Source organism: uncultured Croceicoccus sp. (assembly GCF_947496385.1).
In the GTDB taxonomy this organism is placed as follows: domain Bacteria; phylum Pseudomonadota; class Alphaproteobacteria; order Sphingomonadales; family Sphingomonadaceae; genus Croceicoccus.
On sequence record NZ_CANMCP010000007.1, the window covers coordinates 128,139 to 152,872 of the forward strand.

The 24,734-nt window shown below is 62.7% G+C and carries 17 protein-coding genes and 1 pseudogene; 15 read left to right on the forward strand and 3 right to left on the reverse strand.

All coding sequences use genetic code 11. From position 1 onward, the window contains the following. Window positions 1–24: 24 nt before the first annotated feature. The 3 genes from Q0897_RS12210 (at window position 25) to Q0897_RS12220 (ending at window position 3,632) form a co-directional block, all read left to right on the forward strand. Window positions 25–1,260 carry an aromatic ring-hydroxylating dioxygenase subunit alpha gene (locus Q0897_RS12210; protein WP_299309720.1) on the forward strand — a complete coding sequence of 412 codons (1,236 nt, stop codon included), beginning with the start codon at window positions 25–27 and terminating at the stop codon, window positions 1,258–1,260. 412 nt (window positions 1,261–1,672) lie between these two features. Continuing rightward, window positions 1,673–2,857, forward strand: coding sequence for an acetyl-CoA C-acyltransferase (locus Q0897_RS12215; RefSeq protein WP_299309721.1), 1,185 nt, complete (start codon window positions 1,673–1,675; stop codon window positions 2,855–2,857). A gap of 13 nt (window positions 2,858–2,870) precedes the next feature. Continuing rightward, the gene (locus tag Q0897_RS12220; protein WP_299309722.1) at window positions 2,871–3,632 is read left to right on the forward strand and encodes an SDR family NAD(P)-dependent oxidoreductase; all 762 of its coding nucleotides are present in this window, start codon (window positions 2,871–2,873) and stop codon (window positions 3,630–3,632) included. Window positions 3,633–4,048: 416 nt separating this feature from the next. Here the strand turns inward: Q0897_RS12220 and Q0897_RS12225 are convergent, their stop codons facing one another. Continuing rightward, the gene (locus Q0897_RS12225; protein WP_299309723.1) at window positions 4,049–5,299 is read right to left on the reverse strand and encodes a site-specific integrase; all 1,251 of its coding nucleotides are present in this window, start codon (window positions 5,297–5,299) and stop codon (window positions 4,049–4,051) included. A gap of 505 nt (window positions 5,300–5,804) precedes the next feature. On the opposite strand from Q0897_RS12225, the gene Q0897_RS12230 reads away from it, so the two are divergent. The 8 genes from Q0897_RS12230 (at window position 5,805) to Q0897_RS12265 (ending at window position 18,450) form a co-directional block, all read left to right on the forward strand. Then, a complete protein-coding gene (locus Q0897_RS12230) occupies window positions 5,805–8,828 on the forward strand; it encodes a TonB-dependent receptor (protein ID WP_299309724.1) in 3,024 nt (1,007 codons plus the stop codon). Window positions 8,829–8,941: 113 nt separating this feature from the next. Further along, a complete protein-coding gene (locus Q0897_RS12235) occupies window positions 8,942–10,477 on the forward strand; it encodes a tryptophan halogenase family protein (protein WP_299309725.1) in 1,536 nt (511 codons plus the stop codon). Then, on the forward strand, window positions 10,474–11,202 hold the full coding sequence (locus tag Q0897_RS12240) for a SapC family protein (RefSeq protein ID WP_299309726.1): 729 nt from the start codon (window positions 10,474–10,476) through the stop codon (window positions 11,200–11,202). Before Q0897_RS12235 ends, Q0897_RS12240 begins: the two co-directional genes overlap by 4 nt. Beyond that, on the forward strand, window positions 11,195–12,226 hold the full coding sequence (locus Q0897_RS12245) for a cupin-like domain-containing protein (protein ID WP_299309727.1): 1,032 nt from the start codon (window positions 11,195–11,197) through the stop codon (window positions 12,224–12,226). Before Q0897_RS12240 ends, Q0897_RS12245 begins: the two co-directional genes overlap by 8 nt. Next, window positions 12,223–13,722 (forward strand): tryptophan halogenase family protein, encoded by a 1,500-nt coding sequence (locus tag Q0897_RS12250; protein ID WP_299309728.1) that lies wholly within the window; start codon window positions 12,223–12,225, stop codon window positions 13,720–13,722. Before Q0897_RS12245 ends, Q0897_RS12250 begins: the two co-directional genes overlap by 4 nt. A 72-nt stretch (window positions 13,723–13,794) precedes the next feature. Further along, complete coding sequence (locus tag Q0897_RS12255) at window positions 13,795–14,856, forward strand: LacI family DNA-binding transcriptional regulator (RefSeq protein WP_299309729.1); 1,062 nt, start codon at window positions 13,795–13,797, stop codon at window positions 14,854–14,856. A gap of 181 nt (window positions 14,857–15,037) precedes the next feature. Continuing rightward, entirely contained in the window at window positions 15,038–17,545 is a 2,508-nt protein-coding gene (locus tag Q0897_RS12260; protein ID WP_299309730.1) for a glycoside hydrolase family 3 protein, read from the forward strand. 11 nt (window positions 17,546–17,556) lie between these two features. Then, window positions 17,557–18,450: a glycoside hydrolase family 16 protein gene (locus Q0897_RS12265; protein ID WP_299309731.1), complete on the forward strand. Its 894-nt coding sequence runs from the start codon at window positions 17,557–17,559 to the stop codon at window positions 18,448–18,450. 433 nt (window positions 18,451–18,883) lie between these two features. Here the strand turns inward: Q0897_RS12265 and Q0897_RS12270 are convergent, their stop codons facing one another. Continuing rightward, window positions 18,884–19,564 (reverse strand): TetR/AcrR family transcriptional regulator, encoded by a 681-nt coding sequence (locus Q0897_RS12270; protein WP_299309732.1) that lies wholly within the window; start codon window positions 19,562–19,564, stop codon window positions 18,884–18,886. An 87-nt stretch (window positions 19,565–19,651) separates the two neighbouring features. Here Q0897_RS12270 and Q0897_RS12275 point away from each other — a divergent pair, with 87 nt between their 5' ends. After that, window positions 19,652–19,798 (forward strand): hypothetical protein, encoded by a 147-nt coding sequence (locus tag Q0897_RS12275; protein WP_299309733.1) that lies wholly within the window; start codon window positions 19,652–19,654, stop codon window positions 19,796–19,798. Window positions 19,799–19,878: 80 nt separating this feature from the next. After that, a complete protein-coding gene (locus Q0897_RS12280) occupies window positions 19,879–22,170 on the forward strand; it encodes a TonB-dependent receptor (protein ID WP_299309734.1) in 2,292 nt (763 codons plus the stop codon). 357 nt (window positions 22,171–22,527) lie between these two features. Here Q0897_RS12280 and Q0897_RS12285 read toward each other — a convergent pair whose 3' ends face one another. Next, window positions 22,528–22,710 (reverse strand): hypothetical protein, encoded by a 183-nt coding sequence (locus Q0897_RS12285; RefSeq protein WP_299309735.1) that lies wholly within the window; start codon window positions 22,708–22,710, stop codon window positions 22,528–22,530. A gap of 242 nt (window positions 22,711–22,952) precedes the next feature. On the opposite strand from Q0897_RS12285, the gene Q0897_RS12290 reads away from it, so the two are divergent. Continuing rightward, the gene (locus Q0897_RS12290; protein WP_299309736.1) at window positions 22,953–24,413 is read left to right on the forward strand and encodes an MFS transporter; all 1,461 of its coding nucleotides are present in this window, start codon (window positions 22,953–22,955) and stop codon (window positions 24,411–24,413) included. Window positions 24,414–24,534: 121 nt separating this feature from the next. Then, window positions 24,535–24,734, forward strand: a pseudogene (locus Q0897_RS12295) (oxidoreductase); the annotation flags it as partial.

The window sequence follows — 24,734 nt, forward strand, 5'->3', positions numbered from 1 at the left end:
GACCATAAACTAGGGAAAGTGATCATGACCATCGAGACGCCCGAGCGCATTCAATCCATGTGGCAGACCGTCACAGAGAACATGAAGGCCAAGAGGTATCCCGAGGCCTTTCCCGCAATGCCCGACATTCCTGCTGCCCGATATACCAGCCAGGAGTTCTACGATATCGAGAAAGCCCACCTCTGGACGAAGACGTGGCTCTTCGTTGGACTGGCGAACGAATTTGCTCAAAACGGCAGCTATCGAACCTACACTTTGAACGATAGTCCGGTCGTGGTTATCCGCGGCAAGGATGGCGAACTGCGCGCGTTCCACAATGTTTGCCAGCATCGCGGTTCCAAGCTGATGAAGGACGAGGCGGGGATCGCCCCTAACATGCGATGCCTGTACCATTGCTGGACCTACGACCTCCAGGGTGATTTGCAATTCGTGCCCGATGAGCACTATTATTCTGATCTGAACAAGGAGAAGCGCAGCTTGAAGGAGCTGCGTTGTGAAACTTTCGGGAACCTCGTCTTCGTGAACTTCGATCTCGGGGCCGAGCCGCTGATGGACTTCCTAACCGACATTCCGTCGCTGTGGGCAGATGTTCCGCTAAATGATCTGACGCTTTTCGATCGCTTCAGCTTTGAGGTCGATTGTAACTGGAAATGCGTACAAGACAATTTCGCTGAGAATTATCACGCGAAATATGTTCACGAGAACACGATCGACAAGGTGATCGACGCCAAGACCTCCGCTCTGCAGGCGGTCAAGAACGGTCACACCGCCATCGCCATCAAGTCGCGCGGTGAGCTTACACGCGGAATGGGGGCGGCCTTCTTCAAGTCGGAGAACGACACGGCGGAAGAGCAGGAAGCCAAGCTTGCGGAAATTTCCAAGCTTGCGCAGCGCAGCTATAATGTGTTCCCGAATGCAACCTTCCCGATTGCCGAATATCTGTTTCCGATCGTCATGGTCTGGCCAATCGATCCGGGTCGCACCAAGGTGGAGGTTACCTTCGTCAAGACTGGCAGCGGCAAGGACGACCCGCAGCTCGACGAAAGCACGCTTACATTCTTCCGGAGCTTCATCGGCGAAGATCTCGAAGCGCTCGCCGGAATGCATCAAGCACTGGCCAATGGCGGTATCGACGGGATCCCCGTGTGTTGGGCCGAACATTTCATCTATCATCACGAGCAAACGATTGACGGAGTGATCGGATCGGAAAACATTCCGGCTGAGTTGCGCGTTGTTCCGATCGCAATCCCCATGGGATAGCTGGGCCAAGAGGCTGATCTGCATATGCTGAAGATTATTGAGTCCGAAACGTGAAACTCGAGAACATGCCGGCTGTTGTCGCCGGAGGAGCCTCCAGCTTAAGTTTGGCTTCTGCCAGGTTGCTAGCGTCTAAAGGAGAAAGGCTATTTATTTCCGATGTGATCGAGCGTTCGGGCCGCTTCACTGCGGACGCAATCGGACCTGTCTTCTGTACACCTAATTTAACCGATGAGGCGAGCGTCAGAGTGGGTCTGCAGTCTGACGAGGCTGCGGATAGTTCGACAAGAACATTGGTGAATTTTGCTGGCATAATTCCGAGGATCAATCACCCGGCTGTGGGCAGGTTAACGTTTGGAGATATTAACTCGCGCTTGGGAATGAGAGCCACCTGCGCCCTTGTTGGAGAATTGGCATGACAGACGACCCGGTCGTTATCGCGGGCTATGCCCGCACTCCGATGGGGGGGTTCCAGGGGGCGCTCGCCTCGGTCAAGGCCACCGAACTCGGTTCTGTGGCGGTCAAGGCTGCGGTTGAACGCGCCGGTGTCTCGCCAGATGCGATCGATCGAATCTACATGGGCTGCGTCTTGCCGGCAGGCCTAGGACAAGCGCCTGCACGTCAGGCAGCCCTTGGCGCTGGTCTGCCGCGCTCGGTCGAGGCGACGACCGTGAACAAGATGTGCGGATCGGGAATGCAGGCCGCGATCATGGCGGCAGAGGCTCTTGCCGCTGCCGCTGCGGACATCATCGTGGCGGGCGGCATGGAAAGCATGACCAACGCGCCCTATGCCTTGCCCAAGCACCGTTCGGGGGCACGCATTGGCCATGACCGCATCGTCGACACGATGATGATGGATGGCCTTGAAGATGCCTACGAACCGGGCAAGGCGATGGGGGTATTTGCTGAAGCGGCCGTACGCGACTACCAGTTCACACGCGGGGACCAGGACAACTATGCGATACGTTCGCTCGAACGCGCCAATGCCGCGATCGAAAGCGGTGCCTTTTCCCGCGAAATTACGCCTGTGACCGTGAAAAGCCGCAAGGGCGATATTGTCTTCGATACAGATGAACAGCCGGGGAAGGCAAGGCCTGACAAGATTCCGTCGCTCAAGCCTGCATTCGTCGCAGACGGGACGATAACGCCCGCCAACGCGTCGTCGATCTCTGACGGCGCTGCCGCACTGGTCATGACACGCAGGAGCGTTGCAGAAAAGCTGGGTTTGCCGGTCGTGGCGACCGTTGTCGCCACGGCCGCCCATGCGCACGAACCGGAAAAGTTTACGACTGCCCCTGTCCCCGCAATGCGCAAGGCATTGGAAAAGGCGGGGTGGAGCGTTGATGACGTCGATCTCTTCGAAGTGAACGAGGCGTTTGCCGTTGTCGCAATGATTGCGTCGCGTGAACTCGATATCCCGGCGGACAAGTTGAATGTGAACGGTGGCGCGACCGCCTTGGGGCATCCGATCGGTGCATCGGGTGCACGCATACTGGCCACACTGATCGCTGCACTGGAAAACCGGGGTCTGAAGCGTGGTGTTGCCTCGCTGTGCATCGGCGGCGGTGAAGCCACCGCGATGGCCATCGCATTGAACTGAGGGATACTATTTCATGGAAATCAGGGGGCTGGCCGCCATCGTCACGGGCGGCGCATCGGGCCTTGGCAAGGCGACGGCGGCAATGTTGGCCGCCAATGGCGCCAAGGTCACAATATTCGACCTGAACGAGGAGGCGGGCCAGTCCGCTGCGAAAGAGATCGGTGGTAAATGCGTGAGCGTCAACGTGGCCGACGAGGCCAGCGTGGCCGCCGGGTTGGACGCAGCCGAAAAGGATCATGGGCTTGCCCGCATTCTCGTCAATTGCGCTGGCATCGCACCGGCAATGAAGACGGTGGGCAAGGAGAACGTGCCGCACTCGCTTGATGCCTTTCGCAAGTCAATCGAGGTGAACCTCATCGGCACGTTCAATGTCATTTCGAAATTCGCCGCCCGCGTTGCCGCCGCCGAAGAAATCGATGGCGAGCGCGGCGTGATCGTGAACACGGCATCCGTTGCCGCCTATGACGGGCAGATCGGCCAGGCGGCCTATGCCTCATCCAAGGGCGGCGTGGTTGCCATGACCCTGCCGGTCGCGCGCGACCTTGCCCAGCACAAGATCCGTGTCATGACCATTGCGCCGGGCATCTTCCTGACACCGATGGTCGAAGGGTTTCCGCAGCATGTGCAGGACGCACTGGGTGCGATGGTTCCCCATCCGAGCCGGCTTGGAAGGCCGGTGGAATATGCGCAGCTGGTCGAGGCGATCATCCGCAATCCGATGCTGAATGGTGAGGTGATCCGCCTCGACGGTGCAATTCGCATGTCGCCTAGATAATCCGCCACTTGATCGGTGTAGGGTCGATCCTTATTGAAGATTGGTTCTGTCGTATTTGTGCAAATTGGCGCATGCTGACGTGCCCCCTACCGACGGCACCAGCTTGAATACTTCTTCTTCCAATAAATGGGATGGACTGTTCTCCCTATTTGACCGAGGCTTTGGGCCTCCAGAGGAAGGGGCAGGAACACTGGGTTGGCTCGGTATCGAAATTTTGTCGTAGATATAGGCAAGTCAAATTTTATGCTTGTTTCATGGGACGGCCTGAGAATCGCATTAAGCTATTGAAAACAATGGTGGGTGCAGCAGGGATTGAACCTTCAATCCCACCCGTGTGAACGGCGCGGAAGGTCACCGATGCTCCTCCACCGTCGTAACTGAGACCCGCGATGGCCCTCGCACTATAAGCGATCGGTTTAGGTTTTCGACGCAATTTTAGCTACTTCATTGCCCCATAACGCCAAAGCTTCGCGCTTCTCTTCGGTGAAGTGATGGTGGTGGTACACTGCTGCGACTCCTGTCTTCGCAGAGCCAGACTGATGGTTGAGCACAGCTTCGCTGACGACCAAAGGGATGCCCAAACGCTGAAGCCCGGTTGCAACGGTCCTGCGGATATCGTGAATACGGTAATGGTTCATCTCGAACCCGATGATTTCGTCTGCCCGTTTGCGCATGCGGTTCCAGGAACGGGTGATGCCGCTGACAGCATTCTCTAAGGTTGTCTGAGAGGCAAAGATCAATCGCTCCGCATGTGCTGCGTCATCCCCATCCAACCCCGCCTTGTTGATTACGTCTTTGATAAGCGCCAGTGCTGGAGCCGAAAGCGGGATGATGTTTGCTTTCCCGTTTTTGGCTCGATTGCCGGGAACGGTCCAGGTCCGTGCATTCAGGTCGAATTCCGACAATGTCGCACCCAGTACCTCGCTGCGCCGCTGGCCGGTGAGAATAAGTTGCTGGACGAAATTTCCGAAAGGGTATCCATCTACCACCGCTGAATGCCACAGGGCCGCGAGTTCGCGGTCGGTCAAAACCCGGTCGCGTGCCGCAGGCGGTTTAGGACACCAGGCATCGCGACAGGGATGCGCGGGTAACGAATCGAGTCGGGGGAGGGCCCAGCTGTAGAAAGACGATAGATACCGATGTACATTCCTCGCTTGAACAGGTGTGGGGCGCTTGCCTTCATAGGCCACCTTTTCATTGAGCTTGGACACGTCGCCGCGTGTGATTGTGTCGGCCAGCCGATCGCCGATCTCCGGCAGGATATAGACGTTGAACGAACGTTCGATCTCGACAGCGCTTCGCTTCTTGCCGCGGACTTCGTTGGCGAGGTAGACTTCAGCTAGCTCACGGACAGTGCCGATGCCCGATGAGAATTTCCGCTTCTCTCCTTCCTTCTTGGCAACGTCCTTGCCTTGTTCGATGTCGACAAGGAGATCTCGCGCCTTCTTGCGCGCATCGGCGAGCTTGAAGCGTACCGAATGGCGGCCCAGCGTCAGGTTCAACCACCTGCCGTGACATTTCTTACGTAGGATGTATGTCTTGATCCCAGACTTGCCGACCCGTAGCCGCAAGCCCCGAACTAGATTGTCCGGATATTCGACCTGGCCTTGCGCCGGAAGGGCCAAGCCGGCAATTCGAGCATCCGTAAGACCGACCTTGTTACCCATAATCCACCAGCTACCTTAGGTAGCTTTTTGTGTCAGATACTGGAGAACATATCAAGAACTATGTAGATCATGCCGATTAGAAAATATATCTAAAACAGATGCTTGCGAATGCATATGGATTAGACCGACGCCACTTTTAATCAGTAGGTCGCTGGTTCGAACCCAGCAGGGCTCACCATCCTACCTCCCACATTATCGTTCATGGTTCGGCGGCAGTCGCTGCGTGCATTACGCGCCGCAAGCGGCCCTCGCCGCGTTTTTCCCGCTGCATGGGCGGGCCGGGCTGCTGCCGCCATCGCGCATGACGTCCGCCGGCGCATGTCGCGACGGGGCCATTGCCTTTGTTGCACGGTGGACACGCCTCCCGAATTTTCGGCCAGGTCCCGGCTCAGGGGCACCGTGCCCGCATGCAAATGCTCTTGACAAAAGCGGCACGAAGAGTGAAGCGAACGTTCACATTTAGATGCGCGCTGGCAAACTGGCGGCAAAAATCGGGGAGGTATACATGATTGGCAAGACACACCGCGCGAGCGTCCGCTTCCTTTGCGGAGGGTCGTTGATAGCGCTCCTTGGCGCTTCCCAGATCGCCCATGCCCAGGACGCGGTGGATGCCGCCGACCCGACCGACGTCGTCGCCGAAGAAAACGTGATCGTCGTCACCGGCATCCGCGCCAGCCTCGCCGATGCGCAGCGGATCAAGCGCGAGGCGCAGGGCGTCGTCGATGCGATCTCGGCCGAAGACATCGGCAAGTTCCCCGACACGAACCTCGCCGAATCGCTGCAGCGTATCACCGGCGTTTCGATCGACCGGGCGAACGGCGAAGGCTCGACCGTGACGGTCCGCGGCTTTGGTCCCGAATACAACCTCGTCCTCCTGAACGGTCGTCAGATGCCGACCAGCACGCTCGGCGACGGGGCGAGCGCGCCGGCCTCGCGCTCGTTCGATTTTGCCAATCTCGCATCCGAAGGCGTCGCCGGGGTCGAGGTCTACAAAACCGGGCGCGCCGCCGTTCCCTCCGGCGGTATCGGCTCGACCATCAATATCAAGACGCCGCGCCCGCTCGACCGCTACGGTCTGCGCGGCAGCATCGCGGCCAAGGGCGTGCTCGACAGCTCGCGCAATGGCGATACCGTCATCACCCCTGAAATTTCCGGCATCATTTCGGATACGTTCGCCGACGAACGCTTCGGCATCCTGCTGTCCGGCGCGTATCAGCGGCGCAAGGCCAGCGTGAATTCAGCCAGCGTCGGTTTCCGCGACGGCTATGTCGGCGATCCCGCGGTCAACGCGGCGAACGGCAACACTTGGGGCGAGCTCAATCCGTCGGGCGCGAACATCATCAACCGTCCCATGGGCGACGACGTCTACGAAATCCCGCAGAGCGCGGCCTACGACCTGATCGACATCGACCGCGAGCGCATCAACGGTCAGGCCGTGCTGCAATTCCAGCCCACCGACACCCTGATCGCGACGGTTGACTACACCTATTCGCGCAACAAGGTCGAGGCGCGTGATTCCAGCGTCGGCATCTGGTTCAACTTCGGCGACACGTCGAGCGAATGGACCGACGGCCCGAACGCCGGCCCCGTGTTCTATTCCGAGAATTTCGGCCCAGGCAAGGACCTGTCCTATTCGAGCGCGCTCACCGCGAATGTGAGTGAAAACAAGTCGCTCGGCGGCAATCTCACCTGGGAGGCGCCGGGCGGCGTGATCGTCACGCTCGACGCGCACCATTCGACCGCGGAATCGCGCCCGACCAACGAATACGGGTCGAGCACGTCGATCGGCGGCGCCATTTTCGGCGTGCAGTCGCAGACCGTCGATTTTACCGGCGACCTGCCGATCATCAGCTACACGATGTATCCCGGTATCGACCCGCTCGATGCGTCGCTCATCACGCCGACGGGCAATGCCTTCCGCAACGCCTATTTCCGCGATGAAATCAACCAGGTTCAGCTTTCCGGCCATTACGAGCATGAAGGCGACATCCTCGACAGCATCGATGCCGGGTTCTCCTTCGTCGACAATAGCGTGCAGTCCGCCTACGGCTTCATTCAGAACGAGACATGGGGCGGCGTCGATCCGCGCGGGCAGTCCTTCGGCGCGGGTGCGGTTCCCGACGATTTCTTCAACCTTGTGCCGCTGCCGAACGCATTCGAAGGCTTCGCAGGTTCGGACAACCTGCCGCCGGCGATCTATACGTTCGATTTCGTGCAGATGGCCGAATTGCTGCGCTCGCAATATAATATCTGCAGCAATCCGCAGACCGGCACCGTCGAGCCGGGCACCTGCCTTGCCGATTTCACGACCGACCGCCGGATCAAGGAGCGGACGATCTCGCCGTTCATTCAGGCGAACCTGAGCTTCGACATCCTCGACGGGCCGGCGCATGTCATTGCCGGCATCCGCTACGACCAGACGCAGGTCAATTCCTCGGCCCTGGTGCCGATCCCGACCGGCACCCGCTGGACCGGCGCGAACGAATTCGCGATTACGTTCGGGGATGCCTCCTTCACCCGGTTCAAGGGCGATTACGACAACTGGCTCCCCGCGATCGACTTCGACATGGAGCCGATCGACAACGTGAAACTGCGCGCATCCTACAGCCACACGATCACGCGCGCCGATTATGCAAGCCTTCAGGGCGGGCTGATCCTCAATTCGAACCCGCGGATCGGCGGGGGCACCGGCTCGCTCGGCAACCCCAACCTCGTCCCCTATAAATCGAAGAATATCGACGTTTCGGCGGAGTGGTATTACAGCCCGATCAGCTACATGTCGGTCGGCTTCTTCAACAAGGACGTGTCGAACTTCATCTCCACGAACCAGTTGAATCAGACCGCGTTCGGCCTTCGCAATCCGGGTGCCGGTCCGCGTTACCGCGAAGCGGTCGCGGCGCTGGGCACGTCGGATGCGGTGCTGGTGCGCGATTACATCCTGCGCAACTTCCCCGGCTCGTCGCAGGTCACAGGGCAGACCGAGGCCGGCGGCAATACCTATCTCACCGGCAATATCTTCGGCCTGCCCGAGGACGAGCTCTTCAATTTCGAGATCACGCAACCGTTCAACAGCGACCAGACGGCCAACATCCACGGCTGGGAATTCGCGATACAGCACAGCTTCTGGGACACGGGTTTCGGCGCGATCCTGAACTATACCATCGTCAACGGCGATGCGACGTTCGACAAGACGCTGAGCCCCTATGTCGGGCAGTTCGCGCTCACCGGGCTGAGCGACAGTGCGAATGCGGTGGCGTTCTATGACAAGAACGGGTTCCAGGCGCGTGTCGCCTATAACTGGCGCGACGAATTCTATGCCGGCGGTTCGGTCGATCCGGTCTTCGTCGAGGCGTATGGACAGGTCGATGCGAGCACGAGCTACGAGTTCCCGAACGGGTTCTCCATCTTTGCCGAAGCGATCAACCTCACCGGGTCCAACCGGCGCGGTCATCGCCGGTCCGACGAATTCGTGACCTTCGCGCAACCGGGCTATGCCCGCTATGCGGCGGGTGCACGGTTCACCTTCTGAAGATCGGGCTTGAACCGGGCCCTGCATATCGGTGACAACGGCGCGGCGCCTCGTATGGGAATCGCTTCCATGCGGGGCGCCGGCGGCGATGGGGATGGACGTTGCACGAACCGGTGAGGCAGATCGTGATCGTGGGCGGAGGCACGGCCGGCTGGCTGTCCGCTTGCATGATCGCGGCGCGGCTCGCCGACCGGGAATCTGTGCAGGTCACTTTGATCGAGGCACCCGATATTGCGCCGCTCGGCGTGGGGGAAGGCACCTGGCCGACGATGCGGCGCACGCTTTCGCGGATCGGGATCGCGGAAACCGACTTCCTGCGCGAATGCGACGGTTCATTCAAGCAAGGCTCGCGCTTCGATGGCTGGGTCTCGGGAGAGGCGGGGGATAGCTACCTCCACCCGTTCACCGCCCCGCCGGAGGCCGCGGCCCATGATGTGCTCGCCGCGTGGCGCCTTGCGCCGGACCGCCCCTTTGCCCATGCGATGACGCCGCAGGCGCGGATTTGCGAACTCGGCTACGCACCGCGGCAGAAAGCCATGCCCGATTATGCCGGCGCATTGAATTACGCCTACCATCTCGACGCGGGCAAGCTCGCCGTGCTGCTGCGCGATCGGGCGTGTGGTGGGTTGGGCGTGCGGCATGTCGCGGACCGGGTGACCGATGTCGTGCGCGGTGAAAACGGCGATATAGAGGCGCTTCACACGCAGGCGAGCGGTCCGGTATCGGGTGACCTCTTCATCGATTGCACGGGGCGTGCGGCGACTCTCATCGGCGACACGCTGGGCGTCGCATGGCGTTCGCGTACCGATGTGCTGTTCAACGACAGCGCGCTCGCCGTGCAGGTTCCGGTTGCCGCCGACAGCGCCATCGCGTCGCAGACCAATGCGACCGCGCACCGTGCCGGCTGGCTCTGGGACATTGGCCTCCCGTCGCGCCGCGGGGTGGGCTGCGTCTTCTCCTCCGCGCATATGGGCGATGGCGATGCGATGGCGGTGCTGTCCGCCTATGTCGCGCGTGCGATTCCCGGCGCGCCCTTCGACGAGGGCAAGGTGCGCAAGCTTGCCTTCACGAGCGGTCACCGCGCGCGCTTCTGGCAGAACAATTGCCTCGCCATCGGTCAGTCTGCGGGCTTCATGGAGCCGCTCGAAGCGTCGGCGATCGTGATGATCGAACTGTCGCTCGACATGCTGCTCGACAATTTTCCCGCCAACCGCGACAGCATGGATGTCCATGCCGACAGGTTCAACCGGCTGTTCCGCTATCGCTGGGACCGGGTGGTCGATTTCCTGAAACTGCATTACGTGTTGAGCCGTCGGGAGGAGCCATACTGGCGCGATCACCGCGACGACGCGAGCATTCCCGATACGCTGGCGGGCCTGCTTTCGCTCTGGCGTCATCAGCCGCCATCGGTTTACGATTTTCCGCACCGCGACGAAATCTTTCCGGCGGCGAGCCATCAATACGTGCTGTATGGTATGGGCGGTCTGCCCGACCATCTCGGGACGGCCGATCCGGGCATGGATCCAATCGTGAGGGAGCAGATGAATCAGGTTCAACAGCGAAGCCGGGCGCTCGCCTCGGCGCTGCCGAGCAATCGCGCCTATCTCGACGCGCTCCGCCCTGTAACACGCGGGGTCGCGGGGGCATGACCCAGCCGGCTGCAACCGACCATGCCGTCCTCGACAACGCCACCCACGGCGAATTGCGCGTGGCGACGGGCGCCGCGGTGCAATTCGGCGACGGGATCATGGCCTGTCCGGTCATGCCGAACGAATTTCGCCAGGTGCAGGCGCATTACCCGATCCTGTTCCGCCTCGATGCCGAAGGGCAGGCATTCACCGCCCATGCGCTGTTCGGCTTTGATACCGGGGAGAACCTGTTCCTGAACGACGGGGAATGGGATGCGCGGTATCGTCCGCTGGCGATGGCGGTGCAGCCGTTCCTGATCGGGCGGAGCAGGGATGGCGGCGATGCGCAGGTCCATATCGACATGGCGCATCCCCGCGTCGGCCATGCCGATGGCGTGCGCCTGTTCGACGAGGATGGACGGCCCACGCCTTTTCTGGAGGAGATGTCGCAGCTGCTCGGTACGCTCGACCAGGGATACAGGGCGAGCGGCGCATTCTTCGACGCGTTGCGACGGTACGATCTGCTCGAACCGTTCTCGCTCGAAATTCCGCTCGACGACGGGTCGAAGAACCGGCTCGTGGGCTTCCACATCATTGACGAGGACCGCCTGCGCGCGCTCGACCCCGCGGCCCTTGGCGATCTTCACGCCGCGGATCACCTGCTGCCGATCTTCATGGCGCTCGGCTCGCTCGCGCAGATCGGCGGGCTGGTCGATCGCAAGAACCGAACGCTGCGTTATGGCTGAGGCCGATCCCGGTCCCCTGGCCCGGCTGCCTTCGGTACCGGAACGCGCGATCGGGGGCGAAGGCGGTCTCGATGCGGCGCTCGGCGATGCGAATGAACCCTTCGTCATACGCGGGCTGGCCGCCGACTGGCCGCTCGTGGCGGCAGGGCGAAGGTCCGGCCGCGCCGCACGCGAATATCTGCTCGGCAAGGCAAAGGACCGCCCTTTCGCCGTGTCCGTCGGGGCGCCGGACGATGGCGGGCGCTTGTTCTACGACGCGCAGATGGGCATGAATTTTCGCAGCGGGCGCGCCATGCTGCCCGAGATTTTCGGCGGGATGGACGCGGCGGAGGGGAAGGCGGACGCCGCGACGGTCTATCTCGCCTCCACCGACATGCACGAATTCTTCGACGGATTGTACGCGGATAATCATATCGACCTCGGCGATCGTTCGCTGATCTCCAGCATATGGATCGGCACCGCGACGCGCATTGCCGCGCATAACGATTTTCCCGACAATCTCGCCTGCTGCGCGGTCGGGCGGCGGCGCTTTACCCTGTTCCCACCGGACCAGTTCGCCAATCTCTACCTCGGACCGATCGACAACACGCCGGCGGGCCGGGCAGTCAGCATGGTGGATTTTCACGCTCCCGATCTCGACGCGCATCCCCGCTTTGCCGACGCCTTGCGCCACGCGGTGGTGGCGGAGCTGGAGCCGGGCGATGCGCTCTATATTCCGTCGATGTGGTGGCATCATGTCGAGGCGTTGAGTACGTTCAACGCGCTGGTGAATTTCTGGTGGCGGGACACGCCGCGCTGGATGGGGCAGCCGCAGAACGCGCTCAACCATGCCATTCTTTCCATCCGGGATCTTCCCGCCGAACAAAAGCAGATGTGGCGGCAATTGTTCGATCATTACGTGTTTGAGAACGGGCCCGACGTGACCGACCATATCCCCGAAAACGCGCGCAGCGTGCTTGCCCCCCTCACCGTGGAAAGCGCCGGACGCCTCCGCGCGTTCCTGCTGCGCGCGCTCAGCCGATGAGCGGGCCGGATCACGCGCCGCGGCGGATCGTCGTCGCGGGTGGCGGCACGGCGGGCTGGATGGCGGCGGCCGCGATCGCGCGCACGCTCGGCCGGTCGGTGGCGGTCACGCTTGTCGAATCCGATGCGATCGGCACGGTCGGCGTCGGCGAAAGCACGATCCCGCCGCTCGTCACCTTCAACCGGCTGCTCGGCATCAACGAGGCCGATTTCATGCGCGAGACCCGCGCCACGTTCAAGCTGGGCATTCAGTTCGACAATTGGCGCGAAGTGGGCGCAGGCTATTTCCACTCCTTCGGCCTCACCGGGCGCGACCATTGGGCCGCAGGGTTTCAACATTACTGGATGGAGGGGCAGGCCCGCGGGCACGACGTCTCCTATGACGATTACTGCCTCGAGCTGAAGGCCGCCTACGCCGGCAAGTTCGCGCATCTGCCCGACGACCGGATGAACTACGCCTATCAGCTCGACAGCGCGCGCTATGCCCGGTTCCTGCGCACGATGGCAGAGGCCGACGGCGCGATCCGCCGCGAGGGCCGGATCGCCGAGGTCGAACTCGACGCGCAAAGCGGCGATATCGCGGCGCTCCGGCTCGAGTCGGGCGGGCGGATCGAGGGTGATCTCTTCCTCGACTGCACCGGCTTTCGCGCGCTGCTGATCGAGGGGGCGTTGCACGCCGGCTACGACGACTGGTCGCATTACCTGCCGTGCGATGCGGCGATCGCGGTGCAGACCCGCTCGGTCGGATCGCCGCCGCCGTTCACCCGCGCGATCGCGCACGATGCGGGCTGGCAATGGCGCATCCCGCTACAGCACCGGCGCGGCAACGGCATCGTTTACTGCAGCCGTTATCTGAAACAGGATGCCGCGCTCGACCGCCTCCTGACCACGGTGGAGGGCGAGACGATCAGTACGCCGAACATGCTTCGCTTCGTGACCGGGGCGCGGCGGCGGCAATGGTATCGCAATTGTATCGCGGTCGGGCTTTCGGCGGGCTTCATGGAGCCGCTGGAATCGACGAGCATCCACCTCATTCAGCGGGCCGTGTTGCGGCTCATCCGGATGCTTCCGGCGGGGGAGATCAGCGCGCGCGACATCGACGAATTCAACGAGCAGCAATTGACCGACATGGTGCAGATCCGGGATTTCCTGATCCTGCACTACAAGGCCACCGAACGGCAGGACAGCCCGTTCTGGCGCTATTGCGCGGCGATGGAGGTACCCGACAGCCTTGCACACCGGATCGCGCTGTTCCGCGAAACGGGCCGCGTGTTCCGCAAGAACGAGGAGCTGTTCGGGGAAAACAGCTGGGTGCAGGTGATGATGGGGCAGGGTATCGTCCCCAAAAGCCACCACCCCATCGCGGCAAAACTGACCGACGGGGAAATCGACAAGCTGCTGCGCACGCTGCGCGAAAATGTGGCGAAGACGGTGGGCTCGCTCCCCAGCCACGAGGCGTATGTCGCGCGCTACTGCGGCGCGCGCGAGGCCGATTGAACGCACGCCGGTTTGGCAATTGCGCGGTCCTGCGTCTAGGAGCGTGCACAAAGCAACGAAGGATCAGGCATCATGGCGCGTCGTCGGCAGGCGGTCACCATCAGGCATGTCGCGGCGGATGCGGGGGTTTCCCTGCAAACCGTCAGCCGCGTCATCAACAAGGAACCGAACGTGCGCCCCGCGACCTCGCGCCGGGTGCAGGAATCGATCGACCGGCTGGGCTACGTCCCCTCCATCGCGGCGCAGCGCATGCGCGGGCACCGTTCCTACATCATCCTCGCGCTCAACGACCGGGACCGCACCATCTCCGACTGGCAGGACCGGGAGGGCGCCGACTGGGTCGATCAGATGCTGCTGGGCGGGATGCTGAAATGCGCAGAGCACGGTTACCGGCTGATATTCGAGCTGGTCGACACGCATAGCGATCATGTCGAGCGCGAGATCGACGCCGCGCTCGCCGCGCTGCAGCCCGATGGCGTGATCCTGACGCCGCCGCATTCCGACAATCCGCTCATCGTGAAATTGCTGACCCATGCGAAAATACCGTTCGCGCGGATCGGTTCGCTCGGCAGCGATGGCGGCTTTGCCATGACGATGGACGACACAGGCTCGGCCCGGCTCGCGACCGAACATCTCATCGCGCTGGGCCATCGGCGCATCGGCTTTATCGCCGGCTCGCCCGAATATGGGCTGAGCGAAAGGCGTGTGCAGGGGTGGCGCGACGCGATGAACGATGCGGGATTGCCGCTGGACGGTCTTCTGGAGGCGGGCGATTTCGGGTTCGAGACAGGGGCGGTCGCGGCGCGCAAATTGCTGCGCAGCGAGCCCCGGCCCACTGCCATCATCGCCAGCAGCGACAAGATGACGCTGGCGGCGATGGAAACGGCGCGCGCGCTGGGCCTCGACATACCGGGCGATCTTTCGCTTATCAGCTTCGACAATACGCCCGTGGCGCGTTTCGTGCATCCGCCGCTCACCGCGATCGATCAGCCGATCGCGCAGACGGTGGCGCATGCCGTCGAACTCATCATCGCGGCGCAATCGGGCGAGCCACTGCCCGCGATGCCGGTGGTGATCTCCGGCTCGCTGGTGGAGCGCGACTCGACAGGCGCTCCGGCCCCTGATCGAGACTAAGCCGGGTTCCCGGCGTCGGGCGCGGGCCATCGCAAACCCGCTTGAAGTTTGGGGCGAGCCGTGCGAAATCCGGTTTTGATAACGTTCACTGTGCCGGACGGCATTTCGGCATTCGCGACGGACGCAAACATCCGCGCGCCACGAATCCGTGCCCGAAAAAGCGCGGGGGGAGAGGAAGACCATGAAACGATATTTGAGCACGGCGCTGCTCGCGTTGGCGACGACCGCTTGCACACAATTCCCCCCGGTTGCGGACACCGCGCCGATGGCCGGCATTCCCGCGGCGGCGCAGGCAAATCCCGCTCTCTGGCCCGAGGCGCATAGCCCGGCGGCCATCACCGACACGGCGACCGAGGCGAAGATCGACCGGTTGATCGCGGCCATGACCGTGCGTCAGAAAGTCGGCCAGCTCATCCAGGCGGACATCAGCACGATCACGCCGGATGATCTGGCGGCGTATCCGCTCGGCTCGATCCTGGCGGGCGGGAACAGCGGTCCTTACGAAAACGAGCGGTCGGGCGCGGCGGATTGGGACCGGCTGGTACAGGCATTTCGGGACGCATCGCTCGCGCCGCGCGAGCAGGGCGTCGCCGTGCCGATCATCTTCGGCGTCGATGCGGTCCATGGTCATAACAACATTCCGAACGCGACGCTTTTCCCGCATAATATCGGCCTCGGTGCCGCACATGATCCGCAGATGATCCGGCGCATCGGCGAAGTCACCGCCGCGAAAATCGCCGGCAGCGGCATCGAGTGGACCTTTGCACCGACGCTCGCGGTCCCGCAGGATCTGCGATGGGGCCGCAGCTACGAAGGCTATTCCTCGAATCCGGTGCTCGTCGCATCCTATGCGAAGGAAATGGTCCTCGGGCTCCAGGGGGAGTTGCGCCCGCGGGCGGTTCTGAACGCCGACCGCCTGGCCGCGACGGCGAAGCATTTCCTCGCCGACGGGGGCACCGAGGGCGGACAGGATCAGGGCGACGCCCGCATGTCGGAGGCAGAACTCGTCGCGCTCCATGCGCAGGGCTACCCCGCCGCGATCGATGCCGGCGCGCTCACCGTCATGGTCAGCTTTTCGAGCTGGAACGGCGTGAAGAACCACGGCAACCGCAGCCTGCTCACCGATGTGCTGAAAAAGCGGATGGGCTTCGACGGTTTCGTCGTCGGCGACTGGAACGCGCATGGGCAGATCGAGGGCTGCACCGTGACCGACTGCCCCATCGCGATCGAGGCGGGACTGGACCTGTTCATGGCGCCCGACAGCTGGAGGGGGCTGTTCGACACCACCTTGCGCCAGGTCGAGGCAGGGCAGATCCCGATGGAGCGGGTCGACGACGCGGTCCGCCGCATCCTGCGCGTGAAGGCGAAGGTCGGCCTGCTCGACAAGGTGCCCACCGTGCGCCGCGATTATGCCGCGATCGGCGCGCCGGAGCATCTCGCCCTTGCGCGCGAGGCGGTTGCCAAGTCGCTGGTTCTGCTGAAGAACAACGGCTCTGTCCTGCCGATCCGCCCCGGCGCGAACGTGCTGGTCACGGGCGAAGGCGCCGACAGCATGGCGATGCAATCGGGCGGCTGGACCATAAGCTGGCAGGGCACGGACGTGACCCGCTCCGATTTCACCAATGGGCAGACCATCTGGGAGGGTATCGACGCCGCCGTACGCGAGGCTGGCGGCACCGCGCACCTGTCCGCCGACGGCCGCTTTGCCGATACGCCCGACGTGGCGATCGTCGTCTTCGGCGAAAAGCCCTATGCCGAGTTTCAGGGCGACGTGCCCACGCTCGCCTATCAGCCGGGCGAAAGGACGGATCTTGCCCTGCTCAAGCAGTTGAAGGCCCGCGGCATTCCGGTGGTTTCCGTGTTCCTTTCGGGGCGCCCGATGTTTGTCAGCCCCGAAATCAACGCATCGGATGCCTTCGTCGCGGCATGGCTTCCCGGCTCGCAAGGGGCCGGGGTCGCCGATGTGCTGGTCGCGCGGGCCAATGGCGCACCGGCGCGCGACTTCACCGGCCGCTTGCCGTTTGCGTGGCCCGCAGATGCGCGCGCGCCGGTCGAGGATCCGCTTTTCGCGCTCGGTTACGGGCTCGACTATACGGATGGCCGGACGGTCCCACAGCTTTCGGAGGACCCCGGCCTCGATGTGAAGGCCGCGCTCCACGTCGCGAATTTCTACGAAGCGGGGCGGGCGCAGGCCCCCTGGACCATGAGCGTGACCGACGACGGCGGCAAACGCTCGGTCGGGCCGGGCCTCACCACCAGCGCGTCGCGTGTGATCGAGGTGCGCCCGGTGGACCTCAACGCGCAGGAGGACGCCAAGGCGATCGCATGGACCGGGCCGGGCAGTTTCAGCATCGACGGCCCCGCCGCCGATCTGTCCCGGCAGCTTAACAATGCCTTCGCCCTGCGGCTCGACGGGCGGATCGACAGCCTCGGCACCGGTCCGGTCCTGCTCGCGCTCGGCGACCGGACGTTCGACATCACCGATCGTGTGCTTGGCTTTACGCCCGGTCAGCCGTTCACGATGAAAATCCCGCTGCGGTGCTTTGCCGATGCGGGCGCGGATCTCGCCAATCTTGGCAATGCACTGCGCATCACGGCGGACCGTGGTTTCGCCATGACGCTGGGCGCGGCGCGGGCCGAGGCGGTGGGCGAGGATCTGCGCTGTCCCGCGCGGGGAGACGGAATGTGAGGGGGAAATTCATGATGTCGAAGCTGAGCAGCATTGCCGCATTTTCGCTCGCGCTATGGGCAACGACCGGGTGCCAGCGCATGGAGCCGGTCGCGGGGACGGCGCCGCCGGCGGACGCGATATTCGCCGACGAATTCAACGATGCCACGCTCGACCGAACCCGATGGAATGTCGAAGGGCCGGGTTTCTGGGTCAATAACGAGCAGCAGGCCTATATCGATTCGCCCGAGACGATCGCGATCCTGCCCGCCGGATCGGTGCCCGGTGCCGATGATGGCGTGCTCGCCCTGCGCCCTGTGTTTCGCGAAGGGTTCGTGACCCCGTCGGGGCGGGTGGCGGACTTCGTCTCGGGTCGGATCAACACGCAGGGCAAGTTCGATTTCACTTACGGAACCGCCGCCGCGCGGATCAAGATGCCCGATGCGACCGGCGTGTGGCCGGCCTTCTGGATGCTCGGCTATGGCGAATGGCCGGGTGCGGGTGAAACCGACATCATGGAATATGTCGGCGAAAAGGACTGGACCGGGGTCGCCATGCATGGTCCGGGCTATTCGGGCGAAACGCCGCTCGTGAACAAGTATTTCTTCGACGATGGCACCGATGTCACTGACTGGCATGTCTATGCGGTGGACTGGTCCCCGACCGGGCTGGTGTTTCGCGTCGACGGGCGCGCGATCTACCGCGTGACGCGCGCCATGGTCGAGCATTACGGCGAATGGGTCTACGACAGGCCGCAATACATGATCCTGAACTTTGCGCTGGGCGGCGCCTATCCGTACAAGACCAACGGCATCGAGACGCCGTATGAGGGTATGCCGCAAGCGACGGTGGACCGGATCCGGCGCGGCGAAGTCGCCATGTATGTCGACTGGGTGCGCGTGACGGGAGCCGAAAACAGCCGCTGAAAACCGGGTGTGGCGGTTCCGGTGCCGAGGATCATGGCAGGTCGCGTGGTGACATCGCGCCGGGTCGTTTTCGGAGGTGGCGCGAGGGGGTTTGGCCAGCACGCGGCTGCGTCTGCCGCACCGCGGGAGCAAGCGATCGGCTAATAAGCGTGGAGCACCGGCAAACGACGACGTCGGCTGTGGGCGCTTGCGTCGGTCTTCACGATTGTTCGCGAATGCCCTGCGGCGGGTGCGTTTTTTGGGACGGGGCGCTCTGCAGCCTTGTCCCTTGGCCGCGCAAACGGCATGGTTCGGACGCGTTCCCGCCATCGACCTCGGATCGCGAGCGCCGGAATTCTCGCCAAAGGATCGCTGCGCCTGTTCCGAGATCATCCCGGTAATGGCGTGCTATAACCCGGGTTATTGGCGATTCGCCCGGATGCTCGGCGCAGCGTCAGTCGGAATGCTTCAGATAGGCATAGGCCATTTCGGCCAGTTCGGGGCGCAGCGTGGCCCATACGGCCGGATCCTCGGCCTCCGGCGAGGCGCCCAGACCGAGTTGCCGGGCGACGGCGGCATAGATGAGGTGAAGCGTCATCTCCGCCTTCAATCTCGCATTCTTCGACCGGATTTCCTCCCGGTATGACATCATCACATCGGTCGTTTGCGCCAACGCCTTGTAGGCCGTTTCCTTGCCGGGTGCGGACACAATGGGGTCGATCGCGGCGCGCTGCATGATGACCCGCAACATGCCCGCGTGCTTGCCCATGAAGTCGGTATATTCATTGATGTATATCGCCAGAAAATCCTGGAGATTGTTGCACTTGGTGGCAACGGAACGAACCATCGCGGCCTCTTCCTCGACCACCGCTTCCAGCTCCTGCGAAATGACGGCATAGAGGAGGCGATCCTTGCTCTCGAACCGGAGATAGATCGATCCGATCGAGACGCTTCCACGCTCGCTCACGTCCTGCAGCGTGAATTCCTCGCTTCCGCGTTCGAGCATCAACTCACGCGTGGCGACCAACATCCGTTCGAAGGAGGCAAGGCTGCGGCCCTGTCGTGGCCGGCGACTGATCGCCGCCTGCGACAGTTTTTCGAGACTGGGTGTGGAGCCGGATGGTTCAGTTCGCATCTCTCGCAAAATCATCAAGAGATTAAAGACGTCAATTCTAATCTTTATCCTGCCTGCAATTTTAATTTCGGATGGAACGAATATCCGATGGGATTCTCATTTGTTTCCAATCCGGAATGCCATCTGGCCGGTGGCGCGCGCGCTCCGCAGCAGGAAATGAAGATGGTTAAGGCGAACCATGTCACGCCGCCAACAGTTGCAAGACAACGTTGGCGGCGCGTCAATCCCCATTGACAAGGACTGCCTCTTATAAATAGAACTCTAATTCTAGTTGAAGATCTGGACAAAGATCCGGCGGTAAAGGGAGAGGTTTCATGAGAATACCCCGCTACAGGTGCGTCCTGTTCGCGAGCTGCGCCCTCGGCGTGACGGCATCGCCGGCACTGGCGCAATACAGCGACAGCGAGATCATCGTCACGGCGCAGAACCGGTCCGAAAACGTACAGGACGTTCCCATCGCGATGGACGTCTTCGGCGACGAGACGATCGAGGATGCCGGCATCACCGATTTTCAGGACCTCACCCGCATCGCCCCCGCGCTGAACATCACGCAGGACTCCAACTATACCCGTGTCGCGCTTCGCGGCGTCGGCACCAATTCGAATGACGAGGGGCAGGATCAGTCCGTCGCAGTCAATATTGACGGCGAATACATCAACCGCCCCAACGTGCTGAACCTCGCCCTGTTCGACATCGAACGGATCGAGGTCCTGCGCGGGCCGCAGGGCACGCTTTACGGCCGCAACGCGACCGGCGGCGCGATCAACTTCATCACGCGCAAGGCCGGCACCGAGTTCGGCGGCGACTTCAATGCGACCTATGGCAATTACGACCATCGCAAGCTCGAAGCGGGCGTCGACATCCCCTTCGGCCCCATCGGCGGCCTTCGCGTCGCGGGCCTTTACAACAAGCGCGACGGCTATTTCTTCCACCCGAACCGCGCGGCGGCGGGCAATGATCGCGTGCGCAGCGGCACCGCCGACAATCTGGGTGCCCGTGCGACATTGAGCCTGATGCCGACCGATCGTCTCACCATCGATGTGTCGGGCGAATATGTGCACAACCAGAACATCGTTGCGGCCTTCGCGGCCTACAGCTTCAACGAGCCGGGCCGCGGCCCCGGTCCGGATTGCTCGCAGAACGGTTTCGTCGACGCAGCACCGCTCATTCCGGGCGGCCAGTGCATTCCGGCGAACAGCAATGCGCAGGCGCAGATCACCGATCGTTCGTCCTACGACGGTCCGGTGCCGGTCATCCCGCTCAATCCCAACGAGCAGGACAGCTATGCCGTGCGCGGCAAGGTGCAGTACGATCTTGGCGGCGTGACGCTGACCTATCTCGGCGGCTATCGCCGTACGGACCAGGATACCGATCTGGCCTTGCCGAATTACATCTTCTTCGAATTCGGCAACCGGGTCGAAACGCAGAGCCACGAGCTGCGCCTCAATGGCGAGAGCGGTGCGCTGACCTATCAGGGCGGCGTGTTCGTCTATCGCGAGCAGCTCGACAATCTGCGCGGACTGTACAATCCGTTCATCGGCCCGAACGGCAGCTTCATCAACACGTTTTCCCGCGGTACCGATTCCAAGAGCTATGCCGGGTTCGGGCAGCTGGAATTCGCGGTGAGCGAAGCGGTCTCCCTTGTCGGCGGTCTGCGCTATACCATCGACCGCCGCGACGGCGTGTTCGGAAACTACGGCTTCCGCTTTAACACGCCGCCTGCCGCTCCCGATGGGCCGCCCCCGTCGGTCCTGGATCTGGAGCAGGACAACGAGCAGCTGACCTGGCTGGCCGGCGTGAACTATCAGCCCAATATCGACACGCTGATCTACGGCAAGGTGTCGACCGGCTACAAGTCGGGCGGTTTCGACAGCGTCGGCCCGTACGATCCGGAAACGAACACGGCCTACGAAGGCGGGGTAAAGCTGAACCTGGGGCCGCGCGGCGAGCATGTGCTTAACGCGGCAGGGTTCTACTACGACTACAAGGATTTGCAGACGGCGGTCCTGCTCAATCCCGGCATCGGACAGCAGATCTTCAATGCCGGCGCGGCGACCATCTGGGGCTTCGAGATCGAGGGCAATTTCAAGCTCAGCCCGGTCGACACGTTCAGCGCCTCGTTCAACTATCTGAACGCGCAATATGACGAGCTGCTCGCATCCTATGCGATTTTCGATACCGTCAATCCGAACAACAACGGCCTCGCCGATCTCGATCCCGGTCCGGATCTGGTGCAGCCCAATCTGGCCGGAAACACGCTGCCGCAATCGCCGAAGTTCACCATCACGCTGGGCTATGACCACGTGTTCGAACTGCCCAATGCGGCCACCATCACGGCCAGCGCCTATTCGCGGTTCAAGAGCGAGTACTATCTCGACATCTTCAACTATCGGTCGAGCGAACAGGATGCGTATACGCAGACCGACCTGAGCCTCAAATACGAGCCGGCGAGCGCGGTCTGGAACGTCCAGGCATTCGTTCGCAATCTGGAGGACGAACAGCCGCTCGCCTATGCCGGGTTCGTTTCGGCCGGACCGGACGATACGTTCAACTTCACGTTCCAGCCGCCGCGGACCTACGGCGTGCGCGTGGGCGTGGAATTCTGATCCGAAAAGGCTGCCTGTCCGCAGGGGCGGGCAGCCACCGGACCGTGAAGGTTACCTGGCGTCGGCATCGGAGGCATGGCTCTCGCTGCCGGCGGCGTTCCCGCGATCGGACGAAAGGCAAGGCGGTCCACCATCGTCTTCATCATGGCGGACGATCCCGGCCATGCCGATCTGTCCTGCTTCGACCGGTGCGATTGCCGGGCGCCGCACTGCGATGCTCCATCGGCGGCGGCCATCCTCGGCCCAGTAATCCGCGAGGAGCGTGTTGATCGCCGCCTCGCTGAAGCCCAGCAGCAGGCGCGAGGCGTAGATCCAGTCGAGATCGTCGAGGACAAAGGGAATGACCCCGATAAAGCCTTAGGAGAAGGTCGAGATCAGCAGCAGCTTGCGCCGGCCGAAGCGATCGACGAGCAGGCCCATGAGCAGCGCCGTGATGGCGATGGCGAGGCCCGGCGCGGTCACCATCGAGGGGACCCTGGTGGCCGCGTTCGGGTCGGTCGGCGCGAAATGGCCGATCATGGCCCCGACCGCGGGAAACATGGTAACGATGGCCCATATCGGCAGGAAACCGGCAAGGATCGCCGCTATCCCTGCGGTATTCCCGCCTTTCGTCCGGCCTCCATTCGGGGCCTCCCATCCGTTTTTTCGGTGTCCCGGCCAGGCCCACAATCGCGGACATCGTCATCAGGAACGATTGACCGTTTACCGGTTTCACGCGACAATAGAAGGATGATTTTAGTTTGTCGAAAGCGGCTATTAAACGGCTGCCGGCGGGGGGGGCGATGACGGATTTCAACAGTGCGGCGGCACGGGGGGGTGACCATTCCGCGGTTTCGGAAAGGCGCAAGACCGTCGCCTTTTTCACGGTTCTCACCGCGGTCGTGCTTGAGGTGGCGGATTCGACGATCGTCAACACCGCGCTTCCCGCGATCCGGGACGCGCTGTCCGCGTCGCCCGCCGCGATGCAATGGATCGTCGCGGGCTATCTGCTGACGCTGGGGTCGCTGCTGCTGCTGGGCGGAAGGCTCGGCGATGCGTTCGGCCATTCGCGGGTGTTCCTGATCGGGGTCAGCGCGTTCGTCCTCGCATCCGTCCTGTGCGGTCTGGCACAGAGCCCGGAGCAGCTCGTCTGGGCACGCATGCTGCAAGGCGCGACCGGCGCGGTGATGGCGCCGCAGACGATGGCAATCGTACAGTTGCTTTACACCCCGCTCGAACGTGTGTCGAAGCTCGCCTATTTCGGTGTGATCGTGGGCCTTGCCGCGATCATCGGGCCGATCGTGGGCGGCGTGCTGATCGAGCTCGACCTGCTGGGCCTCGGCTGGCGGCTCGTCTTCCTCATCAATTTGCCGATCGGTGCGGCGGCTGTGCTGGTGGGCTGGGCCGCGCTGCCGCCGCGGCAGGCGGAAAAGGACCTGCGCATCGATCCGGTCGGCGCGCTGATCTTCGCCGCAGGTTTCGGCGGGCTTCTCTATGCCTTGATTCAGGGCGCCGAGGTGGGCGCGAGCCCGGCTCTGATCGCGCTGTTCGCGGTGTCCTTTGGCCTTGTCCTGTATGGCTGGTTCCGCGCGCGGCGACGCCGGCGTGCCGGATCGCCCGCCATTATCGAGCCGGGCCTGTTCGGCATCGGGACCTTCAAATGGGGCGTGGTGTCCGCGTTCTGCTTTTCCAGCGCGGCCATCGGTTTCCTGCTGGTGCTGGCGGTCTCGTTGCAGCAGGGGCTGGGATTGAGCCCGCTGCAAACCGCGCTGGTGCATATCCCGTTCGGCGCAGGCGTTATGATCGGCGTCGGGTTCCTCGTGCCGCGCTTGCTGCCGCGATTGGGCAAGGCGCTGCCCGTGGCGGGCGGTCTCGCGATGATCGCCGGCACGACGCTTGCGCTTCAGGCGATCGAGGGCGGCAACAGTGGCGATCCCTTTCTCTATGCGGCGCTGATGCTGGCCGGGATCGGGATGGGCACCTTGTCCGGTCCGCTCGGCCCGATCGTGGTCGCAGAGGTCGAGCGGCACAACGCCGGCACCGCCAGCGCGACACTCCGCACGGCGCAGCAGATCGGCGGGGCCTTGGGCATTGCGCTGGTGGGCGGCGCCTATTTTTCGGTTTCGGGCGAGGACGCGGCGGCGCGGCTGGCGGGGCTGGATCCCGCCAATGCGGTGATCGCGCTTGCACTCGGCCTGGCAATCCTGTGCGTGCTGCGTCTGCCCCGCGACATTTTCGGGCAGCGCCGGAATGCGCGGGATTGACCTGCTTGGTCGAGCAAATTAGAAGTGTAATTCTAAAATAACGAACGAAATTTCGGAAGTGACATCGTTTCGGCTCAGGCTGAACCTGTCTTTCCATTCCCCCCGCAGAGAGGAATTGCTCATGACCGCCCGTGTTACCGAGATTCGCTATGTCGGATACGGCACCAGCGATTTTGCCGCGGAGCGCGCGTTTTATGCCGAGGACTGGGGGCTGGTCGAGGTTGGGGCGAGCGAGGATACGGCTTGGTTCAAGACGCATGGCCATGACGAGCATCACGTGGTGCGCCTGCACAAGCGGGAGAGCAATTGCGTCGAGGTGAT